This window comes from Roseateles sp. (assembly GCF_049240545.1).
Lineage (GTDB): Bacteria > Pseudomonadota > Gammaproteobacteria > Burkholderiales > Burkholderiaceae_C > Paucibacter_A.
Genome location: NZ_JBMLSK010000082.1, coordinates 19,751 through 37,146 on the forward strand (window position 1 = coordinate 19,751; position 17,396 = coordinate 37,146).

At 58.2% G+C, this 17,396-nt stretch carries 17 protein-coding genes and 1 tRNA gene; all 18 read left to right on the top strand.

The features are described from left to right. Complete coding sequence (locus ACOVRJ_RS05275; protein ID WP_422042848.1) at nt 1-990, top strand: NAD(P)H-quinone oxidoreductase; 990 nt, start codon at nt 1-3, stop codon at nt 988-990. 23 nt (nt 991-1,013) lie between these two features. Continuing rightward, a complete protein-coding gene (gene tpiA, locus ACOVRJ_RS05280; RefSeq protein WP_422042849.1) occupies nt 1,014-1,754 on the top strand; it encodes a triose-phosphate isomerase in 741 nt (246 codons plus the stop codon). A gap of 100 nt (nt 1,755-1,854) precedes the next feature. Beyond that, nucleotides 1,855-2,235 (top strand): preprotein translocase subunit SecG, encoded by a 381-nt coding sequence (secG, locus tag ACOVRJ_RS05285; RefSeq protein ID WP_422042850.1) that lies wholly within the window; start codon nt 1,855-1,857, stop codon nt 2,233-2,235. Between the two features lie 164 nt (nt 2,236-2,399). Then, nucleotides 2,400-2,484: transfer RNA gene (locus ACOVRJ_RS05290), tRNA-Leu, on the top strand. A 214-nt stretch (nt 2,485-2,698) separates the two neighbouring features. After that, entirely contained in the window at nt 2,699-3,058 is a 360-nt protein-coding gene (locus ACOVRJ_RS05295; RefSeq protein ID WP_422042851.1) for an NADH-quinone oxidoreductase subunit A, read from the top strand. 44 nt (nt 3,059-3,102) lie between these two features. Beyond that, complete coding sequence (locus ACOVRJ_RS05300) at nt 3,103-3,579, top strand: NuoB/complex I 20 kDa subunit family protein (protein WP_046113908.1); 477 nt, start codon at nt 3,103-3,105, stop codon at nt 3,577-3,579. A gap of 14 nt (nt 3,580-3,593) precedes the next feature. Continuing rightward, the gene (locus tag ACOVRJ_RS05305) at nt 3,594-4,187 is read left to right on the top strand and encodes an NADH-quinone oxidoreductase subunit C (protein ID WP_422042852.1); all 594 of its coding nucleotides are present in this window, start codon (nt 3,594-3,596) and stop codon (nt 4,185-4,187) included. A 3-nt stretch (nt 4,188-4,190) separates the two neighbouring features. Further along, a complete protein-coding gene (locus tag ACOVRJ_RS05310; RefSeq protein ID WP_422042853.1) occupies nt 4,191-5,444 on the top strand; it encodes an NADH-quinone oxidoreductase subunit D in 1,254 nt (417 codons plus the stop codon). Nucleotides 5,445-5,452: 8 nt separating this feature from the next. After that, nucleotides 5,453-5,977, top strand: a complete 525-nt coding sequence (gene nuoE / locus ACOVRJ_RS05315) for an NADH-quinone oxidoreductase subunit NuoE (protein ID WP_422042854.1) — start codon at nt 5,453-5,455, stop codon at nt 5,975-5,977. Between the two features lie 15 nt (nt 5,978-5,992). Continuing rightward, nucleotides 5,993-7,345 carry an NADH-quinone oxidoreductase subunit NuoF gene (gene nuoF / locus ACOVRJ_RS05320; RefSeq protein WP_422042855.1) on the top strand — a complete coding sequence of 451 codons (1,353 nt, stop codon included), beginning with the start codon at nt 5,993-5,995 and terminating at the stop codon, nt 7,343-7,345. A gap of 18 nt (nt 7,346-7,363) precedes the next feature. Beyond that, nucleotides 7,364-9,691: an NADH-quinone oxidoreductase subunit NuoG gene (nuoG, locus tag ACOVRJ_RS05325; RefSeq protein ID WP_422042856.1), complete on the top strand. Its 2,328-nt coding sequence runs from the start codon at nt 7,364-7,366 to the stop codon at nt 9,689-9,691. A gap of 16 nt (nt 9,692-9,707) precedes the next feature. Continuing rightward, on the top strand, nt 9,708-10,766 hold the full coding sequence (gene nuoH, locus ACOVRJ_RS05330; RefSeq protein WP_422042857.1) for an NADH-quinone oxidoreductase subunit NuoH: 1,059 nt from the start codon (nt 9,708-9,710) through the stop codon (nt 10,764-10,766). A 14-nt stretch (nt 10,767-10,780) separates the two neighbouring features. Next, nucleotides 10,781-11,266: an NADH-quinone oxidoreductase subunit NuoI gene (nuoI, locus tag ACOVRJ_RS05335; protein WP_263536408.1), complete on the top strand. Its 486-nt coding sequence runs from the start codon at nt 10,781-10,783 to the stop codon at nt 11,264-11,266. Between the two features lie 69 nt (nt 11,267-11,335). After that, complete coding sequence (locus ACOVRJ_RS05340; protein WP_422042858.1) at nt 11,336-11,980, top strand: NADH-quinone oxidoreductase subunit J; 645 nt, start codon at nt 11,336-11,338, stop codon at nt 11,978-11,980. Next, nucleotides 11,980-12,288 carry an NADH-quinone oxidoreductase subunit NuoK gene (gene nuoK, locus ACOVRJ_RS05345; RefSeq protein ID WP_422042888.1) on the top strand — a complete coding sequence of 103 codons (309 nt, stop codon included), beginning with the start codon at nt 11,980-11,982 and terminating at the stop codon, nt 12,286-12,288. The genes ACOVRJ_RS05340 and nuoK overlap by 1 nt, the downstream gene beginning before the upstream one ends. 7 nt (nt 12,289-12,295) lie before the next feature. After that, on the top strand, nt 12,296-14,347 hold the full coding sequence (gene nuoL, locus ACOVRJ_RS05350; protein WP_422042859.1) for an NADH-quinone oxidoreductase subunit L: 2,052 nt from the start codon (nt 12,296-12,298) through the stop codon (nt 14,345-14,347). 19 nt (nt 14,348-14,366) lie between these two features. Further along, a complete protein-coding gene (locus tag ACOVRJ_RS05355; protein ID WP_422042860.1) occupies nt 14,367-15,845 on the top strand; it encodes an NADH-quinone oxidoreductase subunit M in 1,479 nt (492 codons plus the stop codon). Between the two features lie 16 nt (nt 15,846-15,861). After that, nucleotides 15,862-17,343: an NADH-quinone oxidoreductase subunit NuoN gene (nuoN, locus tag ACOVRJ_RS05360; RefSeq protein WP_422042861.1), complete on the top strand. Its 1,482-nt coding sequence runs from the start codon at nt 15,862-15,864 to the stop codon at nt 17,341-17,343. Nucleotides 17,344-17,396 lie beyond the last annotated feature (53 nt).

The following is a 17,396-nucleotide window of genomic DNA, read 5'->3' on the forward strand; positions in this document are numbered from 1 at the left end:
ATGAAGGCAATCGCCATCACCCGCCCAGGCGGACCCGAGGTGCTGCAGATGATCGAGCGCCCCGACCCCATCGCTGGGGCAGGGGAGTGCTTGATCGCGGTGGAGGCCTTTGGCCTCAACCGGCCCGATGTGCTGCAGCGCAAGGGCGCTTATCCGGCGCCACCCGGTGCCAGTGATTTGCCGGGCCTCGAAGTGGCCGGGCGAATCGTTGTGGGTGATGAGCCAGCCTTGGCTGCGGCGGGCTTCAAACTCGGTGATGCGGTATGCGCCTTGGTGGCGGGTGGCGGCTACGCCGAACTCTGTACGGCGCCGATTGGGCAATGCCTGCCGGTGCCCGAGGGTTGGAGCATGGTTGAGGCGGCGAGCCTGCCGGAAACCTTCTTCACCGTTTGGTCCAATGTGTTTGAGCGCGCCGGTTTGAAGGCCGATGAGAGCTTGCTCGTGCATGGCGGCAGCAGCGGCATCGGCGTGACGGCCATTCAGTTGGCCAAGGCCTTGGGCGCTCGCGTACTGGTCACGGTGGGTAACGCCGACAAAGCTGATGCCTGCCTGAAGCTGGGTGCTGATCTGGCGATTGACTACAAGCAACAAGATTTTGTTGCTGAGGTCGCTGCTGCGACGGCCGGTCGAGGCGTTGACGTCATTTTGGACATGGTTGCGGGCGGCTATGTTGAGCGCAATGTGCGCTGCTTGGCGGAGGATGGTCGTGCGGTGATCATTGCCGTTCAAGGTGGGGTGGACGCCAAGTTCGATGCCGGCTTGGTGCTGCGCCGCCGTTTGACGGTGACCGGCTCAACCTTGCGGCCGCGCTCATTGGCTTTCAAGGCGGGCATTGCGCGCGCGTTGAGGGCTCGAGTTTGGCCCTTGTTGTCGCGGCGTGAAATTGGTCCGGTGATCTATCGCAGCATGCCTGCAGATCAAACGGCTGCCGCGCATGCATTGATGGAATCGGGCGAGCACATCGGCAAGATCGTGTTGAGCTGGCACTGATTCACAAATAAAGGACAGAGACAATGCGCAAGAAGCTTGTTGTTGGCAATTGGAAAATGCATGGCAGCCGTGCCTCGAATGCCGCCCTGTTGGGTGCGTTGAAGGATGCTGGCCCGTGGAGTGCCGACGTTGCTGTTTGTGTGCCATTCCCTTATCTGACGGAAACCGCCTTGGCGCTGACCGGTCAGCAGGTGCTGTTGGGTGCGCAAGACTGCTCATCTCATGAGCAGGGCGCTTATACCGGTGAAGTCTCGTCGGCCATGTTGTCCGACCTGGGTTGCCGTTATGTCATCGTCGGTCATTCCGAGCGGCGCGCCTATCACCATGAGAGTGACCAGTTGGTGGCGGACAAAGCCAAGGCCGCTTTGGCGCATGGCGTCACACCCATCGTCTGTGTTGGCGAGACGCTGGCAGAGCGCGAAGCCGGGCAAACCGAGTTGGTGGTGAAGCGGCAGTTGGCGGCGGTCATCCATACGCTGACGCATTGCATCGGTGAAATCGTGCTGGCTTACGAGCCGGTTTGGGCGATTGGTACCGGCCTCACGGCCAGTCCAGAGCAAGCACAGGCCGTCCATGCGGTTTTGCGCAAGCAGTTGCAAGCGGCTAGCCAAAAGGCGGATGCTATGCGCATTCTCTATGGCGGCAGTGTCAAGGCTGACAATGCGGCACAACTGTTCGCGCAGCCCGATATTGATGGTGGCCTTATCGGTGGCGCGGCATTGAAGGCGGCTGACTTTGCCGCCATCTGCCGCGCGGCGATGTAATCGACTGCCTTTGAAGAAATGAAGGGGTTCGGCGCCTTTCGCTGGACTCGATGCCTCCATGATTGAGGCCAGACAAACGAGAATTTTTGGAGTGTTTGAAATGCAATTTTGGATGAATTTGGTGTTGGTGGTGCAGTTGCTGAGCGCGCTGGTCATGATCGGCTTGGTGCTGGTTCAGCATGGCAAGGGGGCTGATATGGGAGCGTCTTTCGGCAGCGGCGCCTCGGGTAGCCTGTTTGGAGCCACCGGAAGTGCGAATTTCTTGTCGCGCAGTACCGCGGTTTGCGCGACGGTGTTCTTTGTCTGCACCTTGGCTCTCGCATATATCGCCAATCATCGCGGCGGATCGACCGGCAAAGAAACGGTTCTGGATCGCGCCACGCCCGCGGCTGTTGCTGCTTCCGGCGCTGCGGCAATTCCAGGTGCAGCCCCGGCCGTAGTGACGCCTGCGGCGCCTTCAGCCTCTGGCGCCGGAAACTGACGCCAGCATTTCAGCTGCAGACCTTGTCGGGCCTTGTCAACAAAAAGCAAAGATTTTGCTTTCGGCTCCCGAGAGGTCTTGAAATTTCGGTATAGAATTCGAGGCTGACTTGATAGCGATTCCTCTCGCTTAATTAAGCAGGTCAGACAAAGATTTATATATTGGCCGTCGTGGTGAAATTGGTAGACACGCTATCTTGAGGGGGTAGTGGCGAAAGCTGTGCGAGTTCGAGTCTCGCCGACGGCACCAAAACATAGGTTAGCATTCCAGGGTTGGAGCCCGAAGAATGCTGGTCGAAGCGCCCTGTCGCGGAGTAAGTCGGGATGAAATTCTTGATTGCAATGCCGGGGACCAGGCGGGCGCAGTCCGTAAGCGATTTTTCGCTGTCGGTGCGCCCGTTGCTTTTTTCGAATCGCTGTAGACCGCTTGGAGGCGGAAAGCAGCTCTAGACAGAGCGTCACCCATGAACTTGGATCAGTACCTACCCGTCATCCTCTTCATCCTGGTCGGCGCCGGCGTCGGCGTGGCGCCTCAAGTGCTCGGCTATCTGCTCGGGCCCAATCGGCCCGATGCGGCCAAAAACTCCCCTTATGAATGTGGCTTCGAGGCTTTCGAAGATGCTCGAATGAAATTCGACGTCCGGTATTACCTCGTGGCTATTCTGTTCATTTTGTTCGATCTGGAAATTGCGTTCCTCTTCCCTTGGGCAGTTTCTCTGCATGAGATTGGGGCCGTGGGTTTCTGGTCGATGATGATTTTCTTGGGCATTCTGGTCGTAGGTTTCGTCTACGAGTGGAAAAAAGGCGCCCTGGATTGGGAATGATGCACACGGTCTGCTGACAGACTCAGAACTCGGAAGCGCACCTTATGGGTATCGAAGGCGTTCTAAAAGAAGGCTTTGTCACCACCTCGGTCGACAAGCTGATCAACTGGTCCAAGACCGGTTCCTTGTGGCCAATGACCTTTGGTCTGGCCTGTTGTGCGGTCGAGATGATGCACGCCGGTGCGGCGCGCTATGACATCGACCGATTTGGTATGTTGTTCCGCCCCAGCCCTCGTCAAAGCGATCTGATGATCGTCGCTGGTACGCTGTGCAACAAGATGGCGCCGGCGCTGCGCAAGGTCTATGACCAAATGGCGGAGCCCCGCTGGGTGCTCTCGATGGGCTCCTGTGCGAATGGCGGCGGCTACTACCACTACAGCTATTCGGTCGTGCGCGGCTGCGACCGCATCGTGCCTGTCGATGTTTATGTGCCAGGCTGCCCTCCAACGGCAGAAGCCTTGCTGTATGGCATCCTGCAGTTGCAGGCCAAGATTCGTCGTGAAAACACGATTGCGCGCTGAAGGAACAAGTACCGATGAGCAAACTTGCCACCTTGCAAGCCGCACTTGAGTCTGTCCTTGGCGACAAGATTCAAAAGTTGAAAAATCAGTTTGGTGAAATCACCATCGAAGTTGCTGCTGCCGACTATCTGTCGGTGGCGAAGACTTTGCATGATCACCCGGAACTGCGCTTTGAGCAGTTGATCGATCTTTGCGGCCTCGATTACAGCAGCTACAAAGACGGCGGCTACGAAGGCTTGCGCTATGCCGTAGCTTCGCATTTGCTGTCGGTCAACAAAAATTGGCGCTTGCGCCTGAAGGTCTACTGCCCAGACGACGCCTTTCCTTGCGTCGCTGCCATCACACCGATTTGGAACTCCGCCAACTGGTTTGAGCGCGAAGCCTTTGACTTGTACGGCATCATTTTCGATGGCCACGAAGACCTGCGTCGCATCCTGACTGATTACGGTTTCATCGGTCACCCGATGCGCAAAGACTTCCCGACCTCGGGCAATGTGGAGATGCGTTACGACGCCGAGCAAAAACGCGTGATTTATCAAGCGGTGACGATTGAGCCGCGTGAAATCACGCCGCGCATCATCCGCGAAGAAAACTACGGTGGTATCTGATTCATGGCTGAAATCAAGAACTACACGCTGAATTTCGGTCCTCAGCACCCGGCTGCGCACGGTGTGCTGCGCTTGGTCTTGGAACTCGACGGTGAAGTGATTCAGCGGGCTGACCCGCATATCGGTTTGTTGCACCGCGCGACTGAAAAACTGGCTGAGAGCAAAACCTATATCCAGTCGCTGCCCTATATGGACCGTCTCGACTATGTGTCGATGATGGCCAATGAGCAGGCTTATTGCCTAGCCATCGAGAAGATGATGGGCATCGAGGTGCCGATCCGTGCGCAATACATCCGGGTGATGTTTGCCGAGATCACGCGTTTGCTGAACCACCTGATGTGGTTGGGCGCGCACGGTCTGGATTGCGGTGCGATGAATGTGCTGATTTACGCTTTCCGTGAGCGTGAAGACTTGTTCGACATGTATGAGGCCGTATCCGGCGCTCGTATGCACGCGGCCTATTTCCGCCCGGGCGGTGTTTACCGCGATCTTCCGGACAGCATGCCGCAGTACAAGGTCAGCAAGATCAAGAACGCCAAGACCTTGGCCAAGATGAATGAGAACCGCAGCGGTTCGCTGCTGGATTTCATCGAGGACTTCTGCAATCGCTTCCCCGGCAATGTGGACGATTACGAGACCCTGCTGACCGATAACCGGATTTGGAAGCAACGTACCGTCGGCATTGGCGTGGTCTCGGCCGAGCGCGCGCTGAATATGGGCTTCACTGGCCCGATGCTGCGCGGTTGCGGCATCCCATGGGATCTGCGCAAGAGTCAGCCCTATGACGCCTATGCGAAGTTGGATTTCGACATTCCTGTCGGCACCAACGGCGACACCTATGACCGCTATGTGGTGCGTGTCGAAGAGATGCGTCAGTCGAACCGCATCATCCAGCAGTGCGTGGCTTGGCTGCGCGCCAATCCTGGCCCGGTGATTACTGACAACCACAAGGTCGCTCCTCCATCACGCGTCGGCATGAAGTCGAACATGGAAGAGTTGATCCACCACTTCAAGCTCTTCACCGAAGGCTTTTGCGTCCCCGAAGGCGAAGCCTACGCTGCGGTGGAGCACCCCAAGGGTGAGTTCGGTATCTATATGGTCAGCGATGGCGCCAACAAGCCCTACCGCTTGAAGATTCGCGCCCCGGGCTTTGCCCACTTGGCAGCGTTGGATGAAATGGCGCGTGGCCATATGTTGGCTGATGCGGTGGCCATCATCGGCACGATGGACATCGTGTTCGGTGAAATCGATCGGTGAGTCATTCGATGAGCAATGAATACATTCTGAGTGAAGCCACCGCCGCGCGCTTTGCGCGCGAAGTGGCCAAGTACCCGGCCGACCAGAAGCAGTCGGCCGTGATGGCCTGCTTGTCCATCGTCCAGCAAGAGACCGGTTATGTGTCACGCGCAAGCGAAGACGCAATTGCCGCCTATCTGGGTATGCCGCCGATCGCTGTGTACGAAGTGACGACCTTCTACAACATGTACAACCAGCGCAAGCTGGGTCAGTTCAAGTTGAACGTCTGCACCAATCTGCCTTGCCAGTTGCGCGACGGTCAGAAAGCGCTCAACCACCTTTGCGAGAAACTGGGTGTGGAAGAGGGCGGCACGACCGCCGATGGCATGTTCACCGTGCAAAAGAGCGAGTGCCTGGGTGCTTGCGCGGATTCGCCGGTGATGCTGGTCAACGACCGCCAGATGTGCAGCTTCATGAGCCACCAGCGCCTCGATGAGCTGGTGGATGTGCTCAAAGCACATGCAGCGGCCGAAACTGCTGCGGCCAAGAACTGAGGAACGGGAAGAAGCATGCTGGATCTATCCAAGTTTCAGAGTCAGGGCGTCGAGACCTGTTTCCACGACCGTCACATCGGTGCACAAATCTATGACGGTCTGGACGGCAAGAATTGGAGCCTGAAGGACTACGTCGCACGTGGTGGTTATGCCGCACTGCGCAAGATCCTGAAGGGCGAGGGCGCTCCTGAAGGCGCGCCGCTGACGCAGGATCAAGTCATCGCCGAGGTGAAAGCTTCGGGCCTGCGCGGTCGTGGCGGCGCCGGTTTCCCCACCGGCCTGAAGTGGAGCTTCATGCCGCGTCAGTTTCCGGGTGCGAAGTACCTGGTTTGCAACTCCGACGAAGGCGAGCCTGGCACTTGCAAAGACCGCGACATCTTGATGTTCAACCCGCATATCGTGATCGAAGGCATGGTCATTGCCGCCTTCGCGATGGGCATCAAGACCGGCTACAACTACATCCACGGCGAGATCTTTGAGGTCTACGAGCGCTTCGAAGCGGCCCTGGAAGAAGCTCGCGCTGCCGGCTTCTTGGGTGACAACATCCTGGGCTCTGACTTCAGCTTCCAGCTACACGCTTTCCACGGCTTCGGCGCCTACATCTGCGGCGAAGAAACCGCGCTGCTTGAGTCGCTGGAAGGCAAGAAGGGCCAGCCGCGTTTCAAACCGCCGTTCCCGGCGAGCTTTGGTCTGTATGGTCGTCCGACGACCATCAATAACACCGAGACCTTTGCGGCCGTCCCCTGGATCATCCGCAATGGTGGCCAGCCTTACCTCGAGATCGGCAAGCCCAATAACGGCGGCACCAAGATCTTCTCGGTCTCCGGCGATGTGGAACGTCCCGGCAATTACGAGATTCCGCTCGGCACGCCGTTCTCCAAACTGCTTGAGTTGGCGGGGGGCGTGCGTAAGGGTCGCAAGCTGAAAGCCGTGATTCCTGGTGGATCCTCTTCGCCGGTCTTGACCGCCGAGGTGATGATGGAATGCACGATGGACTATGACTCCATCGCCAAGGCCGGTTCGATGCTGGGCTCGGGCGCGGTCATCGTGATGGACGACAGCCGTTGCATGGTCAAGAGCCTGCTGCGCCTGTCCTACTTCTATGCTCACGAGTCCTGCGGTCAGTGCACCCCTTGCCGTGAAGGCACCGGCTGGATGCACCGCGTGGTCGAGCGTATTGCAAACGGCCACGGCAAGCCCGAAGACATTGATCTGCTGAACTCGGTGGCCGACAACATCCAGGGACGCACCATCTGCGCGCTGGGCGATGCCGCAGCCATGCCGGTGCGAGCCATGATCAAGAACTTCAAACACGAGTTCGTTCATCTGATCGAACACAAAACGGCTCTGGTGCCGGCCTCGGTTTGAGGCAGGACAGGACACGACATGATTGAAATCGAACTTGACGGTCAGAAGCTGACGGTTCCTGCGGGCAGCATGGTGATGCATGCCGCCGAGCAGGCCGGCACTTACATCCCGCATTTCTGCTATCACAAGAAGCTCTCCATCGCTGCCAATTGCCGTATGTGCTTGGTCGAGGTAGAAAAGGCCCCTAAACCGATGCCTGCCTGCGCGACACCGGTGACGCAGGGCATGATTGTTCGCACCAAGAGCGACAAGGCGCTGAAGGCCCAGCAAGGCGTGATGGAGTTCTTGCTGATCAACCACCCACTCGATTGCCCGATCTGCGACCAGGGCGGCGAATGCCAGTTGCAAGACTTGGCCGTCGGCTACGGTGCCGGCAAGTCGCGCTACACCGAAGAAAAGCGTGTCGTCTTCCAGAAGAATGTCGGCCCGCTGATCTCCATGCAGGAGATGAGCCGCTGCATCCATTGCACTCGCTGCGTGCGTTTCGGCCAAGAAATCGCCGGCGTGATGGAGCTGGGTATGGCCAATCGTGGCGAGCATGCCGAGATCCAGACCTTTGTCGGCCGCTCGGTCGACTCGGAGTTGTCGGGCAATATGATCGACATCTGCCCGGTCGGCGCCTTGACCAGCAAGCCCTTCCGTTACAGCGCCCGCACCTGGGAGTTGTCGCGCCGCAAGAGCGTCAGCCCGCATGACAGCACCGGCGCCAACTTGATCGTTCAGGTCAAGGGCAATGAGGTGATGCGTGTCGTGCCGCTGGAGAACGAAGCCGTCAATGAATGCTGGATCGCCGACCGCGACCGCTTCTCCTACGAAGCCCTGAACAGTGATCAGCGCCTCAAGCAGCCAATGATCAAACAAGGCGGCGCCTGGAAGACGGTTGACTGGAGCACCGCGCTCGAGTACATCGCCAATGGCCTGAAGGCCATCCGCGCCGAGCATGGCCCGGCCGCCATCGGTGCGCTCGGCTCCGAGCACAGCACCGTGGAAGAGTTGCATCTGCTGGCCAAGCTCGTGCGTGGTCTGGGTGGCGAGAATATCGACACACGTCTGCGCCACAGTGATTTCACGAACCAGGCTGAATCCGGCAAGGCCTTCTGGCTGGGCCGCTCGATTGCCTCCCTGAGCGAGTTGGATCGTGCCCTGGTGATCGGCTCCAATCTGCGCAAGGAACACCCTCTGTTCGCGCAGCGCCTGCGTCAAGCCGCACGCCATGGCGCTCAGGTGATGAGCATCCATGCCGCGGAAGATGACTGGCTGATGCCGATTGCTGCCCGCGTGACTGCGGCGCCGAGCGCTTGGGTGCAAAGCCTGGCCGATGTGGCCGCTGCCATTGCATCCTCTACCGGAGCCACCGCGCCCTTGGCAGGTCAAGCCACGGAAGCTGCACAAGCAATTGCCAACGCTTTGTTGTCGGGCGAGCGCAAGGCCGTGTTGCTGGGCAACGCCGCCGCACAGCACCCGCAAGCCGGCAGTCTGCTGAGCTTGGCCAACTGGGTTGCAGCGCAGACCGGCGCCACCGTCGGCTACCTCAGCGCTGCTGCTAACACCGTCGGCGCGCAGCTGGCCTCGGCCTTGCCAAAGGCCAGTGGTCTGAATGCTGGACAGATGCTGAACGGCCAACTGAAGGCCTTGCTGCTCTTGAACAACGACCCGGTGCTGGACAGCGCCAACCCTGCGGCAGCCGCCAAGGCCCTGGCTGCAGCGGAGATGGTCGTGGTGATGAGCGCCTTCAAGACCGGTCTGGACTATGCCGATGTGATGCTGCCGACGGCACCGTTCACCGAGACCTCCGGTACTTTCGTCAACGCCGAAGGCCGTGCCCAAAGTTTTGTCGGTGTGGTCAAGGCGCTGGGCGAAACCCGTCCGGGCTGGAAGATTTTGCGCGTGCTGGGCAATTTGCTGGCGCTCGACGGTTTTGCGCAGGACAGCTCGGAGCAGGTGCGTAGCGAGGCCTTGGGCCACGACTGCAGCGACCTGAGCGCGCGTCTGAGCAATGCTTCGAGTGCGTTGCCAAGTCTGGCCGCCGCTGTCGCAGGTTTGGAGCGTCTGGCCGATCTGCCGATTTACGCGACCGACGCTCTGGTGCGCAACGCCAGCTCCCTGCAGCTGAGCAGCGATGGCCGCAATGCAGCCCTTGCAAGCCTGCCGCAAGCACTGTGGACACAGTTGGGTCTGAGCGAAGGCGCTTCAGTGCGTATCAGCCAAGAAGGCGCTGGCGAAGTGCAACTCGCTGCGCGCTTGGATGCCAAGCTGCCCGCTACGGTGGTGCGTGTTCCGGCTGGCTTGGTTGAAACCGCGGCGCTGGGCTCATCTTTCGGCGCGTTGAGCGTGGCCAAGGCTTGAGAGGCTTAGAACAGCAATGATTGACACCTTTTACCAATCCGGCGCGCAGCTCATGGGTGGCGCCTGGCCCGTGGTCTGGAACCTGATCAAGATCGTCGCCTTGGTCGCCCCCTTGATGATCTGCGTGGCCTACCTGACGCTTTGGGAACGCAAAGCGATCGGCTGGACGCAGATTCGTCCAGGCCCGAATCGCGTCGGCCCCTTCGGCTTGCTGACCCCGATCGCTGATGCGGTGAAGCTGATCTTCAAGGAGATCATCGTCCCCTCCGCGGCGAACAAGAGCCTGTTCTTCATCGGCCCTATCATGACCATCATGCCGGCACTGGCGGCATGGGTGGTGATCCCGTTTGGCCCGGACGTGGCTTTGGCCGATATCAACGCCGGCGTGCTGCTTTTGATGGCCATCACTTCGATCGAAGTCTATGGCGTCATCATTGCGGGCTGGGCTTCGAACTCCAAGTACGCTTTCCTTGGCGCCTTGCGTGCATCGGCACAAATGGTCAGCTACGAGATCTCGATGGGCTTTGCCTTGGTGGTCGTTTTGATGGTCAGCGGTAGCCTGAACATGACCGAGATCGTCATGGGGCAGGGCAAGGGTCAGTTTGCTGAAATGGGCCTGGGTTTCCTGTCTTGGAACTGGTTGCCTTTGCTGCCCATCTTCGGTGTGTATTTCATCTCTGGCCTGGCTGAAACGAACCGTCACCCCTTCGACGTTGTGGAAGGCGAGTCTGAGATTGTGGCGGGTCACATGGTCGAGTACTCGGGCATGTCCTTCGCGATGTTCTTCTTGGCTGAATACGCCAATATGTGGCTGGTCTCCATCCTGACCGTGCTGTTCTTCTTGGGTGGCTGGTTGTCCCCGGTTGCGGCGCTGGACTTCATCCCAGGCTGGATCTGGTTGGGACTCAAGACTTTCTGCGTCGTCACTCTGTTCTTGTGGGTGCGAGCCAGCTTCCCACGTTATCGCTACGACCAGATCATGCGTCTGGGCTGGAAGATCTTTATCCCTGTGACCCTGGTCTGGTTGGTCGTGATCGGCCTCTGGATTCAGTCGCCCTACAACATCTGGAAGTGAGCTGAGGTCCTCCCATGTCTGCAGTAAGCTTCATCAAGAGCTTCATGCTCATCGAGCTGTTCAAGGGCTTGGCCCTGACTGGACGGCATTTCCTGTCGCGCAATATCACGGTGCAGTTCCCGGAAGAGAAGACCCCGCTGTCACCTCGTTTCCGCGGCCTGCATGCACTGCGCCGTTATGAGAACGGCGAAGAGCGCTGCATTGCTTGCAAACTCTGTGAAGCCGTGTGCCCTGCCATGGCCATCACCATCGAAGCCGGTGTGCGCGAGGATGGTTCACGGCGTACGACGCGTTACGACATCGACTTGACCAAGTGCATCTTCTGCGGATTCTGCGAAGAGAGTTGCCCGGTGGATTCGATCGTCGAAACCAGCATTTTTGAGTATCACGGCGAGAAGCGCGGCGATCTGTATTTCACCAAAGACATGTTGTTGGCTGTTGGTGACCGCTTCGAACCCGAGATCGCAGCCCAAAAGGAGGCCGACGCCAAGTACCGCTGATCAGCCTGAGTCTTCCAGTGCCAGGCGCTGGAAGGACTCTCGCAAGACTGCTGCTTTGCTGGAAACCGCATGGACATTACCACTGCACTGTTTTACATCTTCTCAGCCATTTTGCTGGGTGCTTCGTTTCGTGTGATCACGGCTCGCAGCACTGTGCACTCGGCCTTGTTTTTGATCTTGGCCTTCTTCACCGCATCCTGCATCTGGATGTTGTTGAAGGCCGAGTTTTTGGCAATCACCTTGGTGCTGGTTTACATCGGCGCGGTGATGGTGCTTTTCCTCTTCGTTGTGATGATGTTGGACATCAACTCTGACAATGTTCGTGAAGGCTTTTGGAAGCATCTTCCTCTCGGCGCACTGGTCGGTACTCTGATTGCGCTTGAAATGGCAGCCGTGTTGATGGGCGGCTTCCGCCTCAGCGAAGCGCCGCAAACGACCGAAGCTGCTTTGAAATTGGGCAATACCAAGATGCTGGGGATTTCGATTTACACCCAGTATCTCTACCCACTGCAAATCGCCGCCGTTCTGCTCTTGGTCGCGATCATTGCTGCCATCGCTCTGACTCTGCGCAAGCGCAAGGACTCGCGCAGCCAAGACCCCTCGGAGCAGGTCAAGGTCCAGAAGGCCGATCGCCTGCGAATCATCAAGGTGGCTCCCACCGTGGAAGCTGCCCCTGCCGCTGAGTCGGCACCCGAGACTGGAGCCAAAGCATGATGACCCTGACCTTGGGCCACTTCTTGACGCTGGGAGCGCTGTTGTTCGCGCTGTCGGTGGTGGGCATTTTCATGAACCGCAAGAACTTGATCGTGCTTTTGATGGCGATCGAATTGATGCTGCTGGCCGTGAATCTGAATTTCGTCGCCTTCTCGCACTATTTGGGCGATATGGCAGGGCAAGTCTTTGTGTTCTTCATCCTGACCGTGGCGGCCGCCGAGTCGGCGATCGGCTTGGCCATTTTGGTCGTGCTGTTCCGCAACCGCGCCACCATCAATGTCGAAGAACTCGACACGTTGAAGGGCTGATCGCCATATGTCCGCACAACTCTCTCAAAACATGTTGCTTGCGGTGCCTTTGGCACCCTTGGTCGGTGCCATTGTGGCCGGCCTTTTTGGCAAGCAGGTGGGTCGCGCAGGCGCCCATACCGTCACCATTCTGGGCGTACTGATCGCCTTCATCATCTCGGCGATGACCTTGAACTCGGTCATCAACGATGGTGCCCGCTTCAACCAGACCATTTACGAATGGATGGTGGTGGGCGGCTTGAAGATGGAAGTCGGCTTCTTGGTTGACGGACTGTCCGCGATGATGATGTGCGTGGTGACCTTTGTGTCGCTGATGGTGCACATCTACACCATCGGCTACATGAAGGATGACCCGGGCAATCAGCGCTTCTTCAGCTATATCTCGCTGTTTACCTTCTCGATGTTGATGCTGGTCATGAGCAACAACATGCTGCAGTTGTTCTTCGGCTGGGAAGCCGTGGGCCTGGTCAGTTACCTGTTGATCGGTTTTTGGTACAACAAGCCAACGGCGATCTTCGCCAATATGAAGGCGTTTTTGGTCAACCGCGTCGGGGACTTCGGTTTCATCTTGGGCATTGGCCTCTTGGTTGCCTACACCGGAAGCCTGAACTACACCGAGGTGTTTGCCAAGCGCGAAGAACTCGCCACCGTGGCCTTCACCGCGCCTTTGTGGGGCAGCGATTGGATGATGCTCACCGTGGCTTGCATCTGCTTGTTCATCGGTGCCATGGGCAAGTCGGCCCAGTTCCCGCTGCACGTCTGGCTGCCCGATTCGATGGAAGGCCCGACTCCGATCTCCGCGCTGATCCACGCCGCCACCATGGTGACGGCCGGCATCTTCATGGTCGCTCGCATGAGCCCGCTGTTTGAGTTGTCGGATACCGCCTTGAACTTCGTGCTGGTGATTGGCGCGATCACCGCCTTGTTCATGGGTTTCCTCGGCATCATTCAGAACGACATCAAGCGGGTCGTGGCCTATTCAACGCTGTCACAGCTCGGCTACATGACCGTGGCCCTGGGTGTTTCGGCCTACTCGGTGGCTGTGTTCCATCTGATGACGCACGCTTTCTTCAAGGCATTGCTGTTCCTTGGCGCAGGCTCGGTGATCATCGGCATGCACCACGACCAAGACATTCGCAATATGGGTGGCTTGCGCAAGTACATGCCCATCACCTGGCTGACTTCATTGCTGGGATCTTTGGCCCTGATTGGCACGCCTTTGTTCTCTGGCTTTTACTCCAAGGACAGCATCATAGAAGCGGTTCACGCCAGCAACTTGCCTGGCGCCAGCTTTGCCTACTTCGCTGTGGTGGCAGGCGTGTTCGTTACGGCCTTCTACTCCTTCCGCATGTACTTCCTGGTGTTCCACGGCAAGGAGAGTTTCCGCCACAAGCCATTCCCAGGCGAGCATGACCATCACGACGATCATGGACACCATGAGCCGCATGTGCCGCATGAGTCACCTTGGGTCGTCACCCTGCCTTTGGTTCTGTTGGCGATTCCTTCGGTCTTCATCGGATATCTGGTGATCGAGCCCATGCTGTTCGGCGAGTTCTTCAAGGATTCGATCTTCGTCAACCACGAAGCTCACCAGGGCATGACAGCCTTGCGTGAAATGTTCCATGGCGCGGCAGCCATGGCAGTTCACGGCCTGAGCACCTTGCCGTTCTGGCTGGCATTGGGCGGTGTCGTTACGGCTTACGTTTTCTATATGGTCGCACCCAGCATTCCCAAGACCATCGCTCGCGTGCTGGCGCCGGTCATCCACGTGTTGGAGAACAAGTACTACCTGGACTGGTTCAATGAGAACGTCCTGGCCAAGGCTTCTCGCGGCTTGGGCCTGGCCTTCTGGAAGGGCGGCGATGCGGCCCTGATCGATGGCTTGATCATCAACGGTTCAGCCCGCACCGTGGGCGGCATTGCCAGCCTGATGCGTTTGTTGCAAACCGGTCATCTGTACTGGTACGCGCTGGTGATGATTCTGGGCGTGATCGGTTTGATGACGTGGCAGCTGTGGCCCTATATATGGCCCCAGTTCAAGACCTTGGCTGGTCTTTGATCTAGGGCGGAGAACAAGAATGTTGCTTAGTCTTGCCATTTTTCTACCCATCGTCAGCGGCCTGCTTCTTTTGGCTCTGGGTCGTGACGACCAAGCCAAGGCCGTGCGTTGGCTGGCCTTGATTGCATCGCTGGCTTGCTTTGCGGTCACACTGCCCTTGATCAGCGGTTTCGATACCTCAACGGCTGCCATGCAGTTTGTCGAGAATCAGCCCTGGATCGAGCGCTTCAATGTGCGCTACCACCTCGGAGTGGACGGCATCTCCATGTGGTTTGTGCCACTGACGGCCTTTATCACCGTCATCGTGGTTCTCGCCGCCTGGGAAGTCATCGAGACGCGCGTCAACCAGTACATGGGTGCGTTCCTGATCCTGTCGGGTCTGATGATCGGCGTGTTCTCAGCGCTGGACGGTCTGCTGTTCTACGTCTTCTTTGAAGCGACGCTCATCCCGATGTACATCATCATCGGCGTCTGGGGCGGCCCACGTCGTGTGTACGCGGCTTTCAAGTTCTTCCTCTACACGCTGGCCGGCTCCTTGCTGATGCTGATTGCGCTGCTCTACCTGTACTTCCAGTCGGGCGGTTCCTTCGACATCCAGACCTGGCACAAGCTGCCCTTGGGCTCGCAGGCGCAAACGCTCTTGTTTTTTGCCTTCTTGGCCGCCTTCTCGGTCAAGGTGCCGATGTGGCCGGTGCACACCTGGTTGCCCGATGCTCACGTGGAGGCGCCGACCGGCGGCTCGGTGGTGCTGGCCGCCATCATGCTGAAACTGGGCGCTTATGGCTTCCTGCGCTTCTCCATGCCGATCACGCCCGACGCTGCACATCAGTGGTCATGGCTGATCATCGCCATGTCCTTGATCGGCGTGGTCTACATCGGTCTGGTGGCCTTGGTTCAACAGGACATGAAGAAGCTGGTGGCTTATTCGTCCATTGCACACATGGGCTTCGTGACCCTGGGCTTCTTCATCTTCAATGACCTCGGCATGGCCGGTGGCTTGGTTCAGATGATTTCGCACGGCTTCGTTTCGGGTGCCATGTTCTTGTCCATTGGCGTGCTGTATGACCGCGTACATTCCCGCGAGATCGCCAGTTATGGCGGCGTGGTCAATACCATGCCCAAGTTTGCGGCCTTCGCCTTGTTCTTCGCCATGGCCAACTGCGGTTTGCCTGCCACGGCCGGCTTCGTCGGTGAGTGGATGGTGATTCTGGGCACCGTCAAGTACAGCTTCTGGCTTGGCGCTATTGCCGCGACTGCGCTGATCTTTGGCGCTGCTTACTCCTTGTGGATGTACAAGCGGGTCTATTTCGGTCCAATCACCAATGACAATGTGAAGAATCTCAGTGACCTCAATGCCCGTGAGTTCCTGATGATGGCGGTGCTGGCGATTGCCGTGTTGTGGATGGGCGTTTATCCAAAGCCCTTCACCGATGTCATGCAGGTCTCCGTGAGCGAACTGCTCAAGCATGTGGCAGTGTCTAAGCTGAGCGGCAATTGAGAGAGGCCACACCCAAATGAACAATATGAACTGGCTCGCGGTCTATCCCGAAATTGCGCTCTTGGTCATGGCCTGTATCGTGGCCCTGGTGGATTTGTATGTCACCGATCCTGAGCGCCGCCCGACTTACTGGTTGACCCAACTGACCATCGCGGTCGTGGGTGCGGTGCATCTCAGCTATTTCAACGATGGCGCCACCGTCTACGCCATGCAGGGCATGGTCGTCGCGGATCCGATGGGGCATCTGCTGGCCTTCTTTGCTTGCGTGGCCACCATGGTGACCTTGGTGTATGCGCGCCCCTATGCCGCTTCGCGCGACATGCTCAAGGGTGAGTTGTTTACGCTCACTTTGTTCTCCTTGCTGGGCATTTTGGTGATGCTCTCGGCCAACAACTTCCTGGTCATCTATCTGGGCCTTGAGTTGATGAGTTTGTCGCTGTATGCGCTGGTGGCGTTGCGTCGTGACCATGCCAATGCGACCGAAGCTGCGATGAAGTACTTTGTGCTGGGTGCCTTGGCCAGTGGTTTCTTGCTCTACGGCTTGTCCATGATGTACGGAGCGACAGGCTCCTTGTCGATCCCACAAGTCTTCAATGTCATCAGCACCGGAGCGCCGAACAAGTCGGTCTTGGTGTTCGGCGTTGTGTTTGTGGTGGCGGGTCTGGCCTTCAAGCTCGGAGCAGCTCCTTTCCATAATTGGGTTCCTGACGTCTACCAGGGCGCTCCCACCGCAGCAACTTTGCTGTTGGGTGCCGCACCCAAGCTGGCCGCCTTTGCCATCACGATCCGCTTGTTGGTCGAGGGCATGATGGGTCTGGCCGTGGACTGGCAGCAAATGTTGATCGTGCTTGCGGTGGTGTCCTTGCTGGTCGGCAACCTGGCGGCGATCGCGCAGACCAATTTGAAACGCATGCTGGCCTATTCGACCATCGCTCAAATGGGCTTTATGTTGCTGGGCCTAGCCTCTGGCGTGGTGAATAACAACACCTTGTCGGCAGCCAACGCCTACAGCTCAGCGATGTTCTACGTGGTCATCTATGTCATGACTACCTTGGGTTCCTTTGGCATGATCTTGCTGCTGTCGCGCCAAGGCCATGAAGCTGAAGAGATCAAGGATCTGGCAGGTCTGGCCAAGCGCAGCCCTTGGTATGCGGCGGTCATGACTATCTTCATGTTCTCTCTCGCAGGTATCCCGCCCACGGCCGGCTTCTACGCCAAGCTGTCGGTCTTGCAGGCCCTGGTGTCGACCAACGTGAACTTCTATCTGGCCCTGGCGGTATTGGCCGTCGTCGTTTCCTTGATCGGCGCGTTCTACTACCTGCGCATCGTCAAGGTCATGTTCTTCGACGAACCCACCGATACCTCGCCTTTGACAGCGCCAAGCGACGTGCGTTTGGTCATGTCACTCAATGGTGCGGCCGTGTTGGTCTTCGGCTTGCTGCCTGGCGGGCTGATGGCGATGTGCGCGCAAGCCATCGTCAAGACGCTGGCCACCTGAGTTCGGCGCTTTCGGGATGGATAACCAGACAGCGATCTGGCTGGTCTTGGTCG

Coding starts and splice junctions, on each gene's coding strand:
- ACOVRJ_RS05275 (WP_422042848.1), top strand. CDS start 1: ATGAAGGCAATCGCCATCACCCGCCCAGGCGGACCCGAGGTGCTGCAG.
- tpiA (WP_422042849.1), top strand. CDS start 1,014: ATGCGCAAGAAGCTTGTTGTTGGCAATTGGAAAATGCATGGCAGCCGT.
- secG (WP_422042850.1), top strand. CDS start 1,855: ATGCAATTTTGGATGAATTTGGTGTTGGTGGTGCAGTTGCTGAGCGCG.
- ACOVRJ_RS05295 (WP_422042851.1), top strand. CDS start 2,699: ATGAACTTGGATCAGTACCTACCCGTCATCCTCTTCATCCTGGTCGGC.
- ACOVRJ_RS05300 (WP_046113908.1), top strand. CDS start 3,103: ATGGGTATCGAAGGCGTTCTAAAAGAAGGCTTTGTCACCACCTCGGTC.
- ACOVRJ_RS05305 (WP_422042852.1), top strand. CDS start 3,594: ATGAGCAAACTTGCCACCTTGCAAGCCGCACTTGAGTCTGTCCTTGGC.
- ACOVRJ_RS05310 (WP_422042853.1), top strand. CDS start 4,191: ATGGCTGAAATCAAGAACTACACGCTGAATTTCGGTCCTCAGCACCCG.
- nuoE (WP_422042854.1), top strand. CDS start 5,453: ATGAGCAATGAATACATTCTGAGTGAAGCCACCGCCGCGCGCTTTGCG.
- nuoF (WP_422042855.1), top strand. CDS start 5,993: ATGCTGGATCTATCCAAGTTTCAGAGTCAGGGCGTCGAGACCTGTTTC.
- nuoG (WP_422042856.1), top strand. CDS start 7,364: ATGATTGAAATCGAACTTGACGGTCAGAAGCTGACGGTTCCTGCGGGC.
- nuoH (WP_422042857.1), top strand. CDS start 9,708: ATGATTGACACCTTTTACCAATCCGGCGCGCAGCTCATGGGTGGCGCC.
- nuoI (WP_263536408.1), top strand. CDS start 10,781: ATGTCTGCAGTAAGCTTCATCAAGAGCTTCATGCTCATCGAGCTGTTC.
- ACOVRJ_RS05340 (WP_422042858.1), top strand. CDS start 11,336: ATGGACATTACCACTGCACTGTTTTACATCTTCTCAGCCATTTTGCTG.
- nuoK (WP_422042888.1), top strand. CDS start 11,980: ATGACCCTGACCTTGGGCCACTTCTTGACGCTGGGAGCGCTGTTGTTC.
- nuoL (WP_422042859.1), top strand. CDS start 12,296: ATGTCCGCACAACTCTCTCAAAACATGTTGCTTGCGGTGCCTTTGGCA.
- ACOVRJ_RS05355 (WP_422042860.1), top strand. CDS start 14,367: ATGTTGCTTAGTCTTGCCATTTTTCTACCCATCGTCAGCGGCCTGCTT.
- nuoN (WP_422042861.1), top strand. CDS start 15,862: ATGAACAATATGAACTGGCTCGCGGTCTATCCCGAAATTGCGCTCTTG.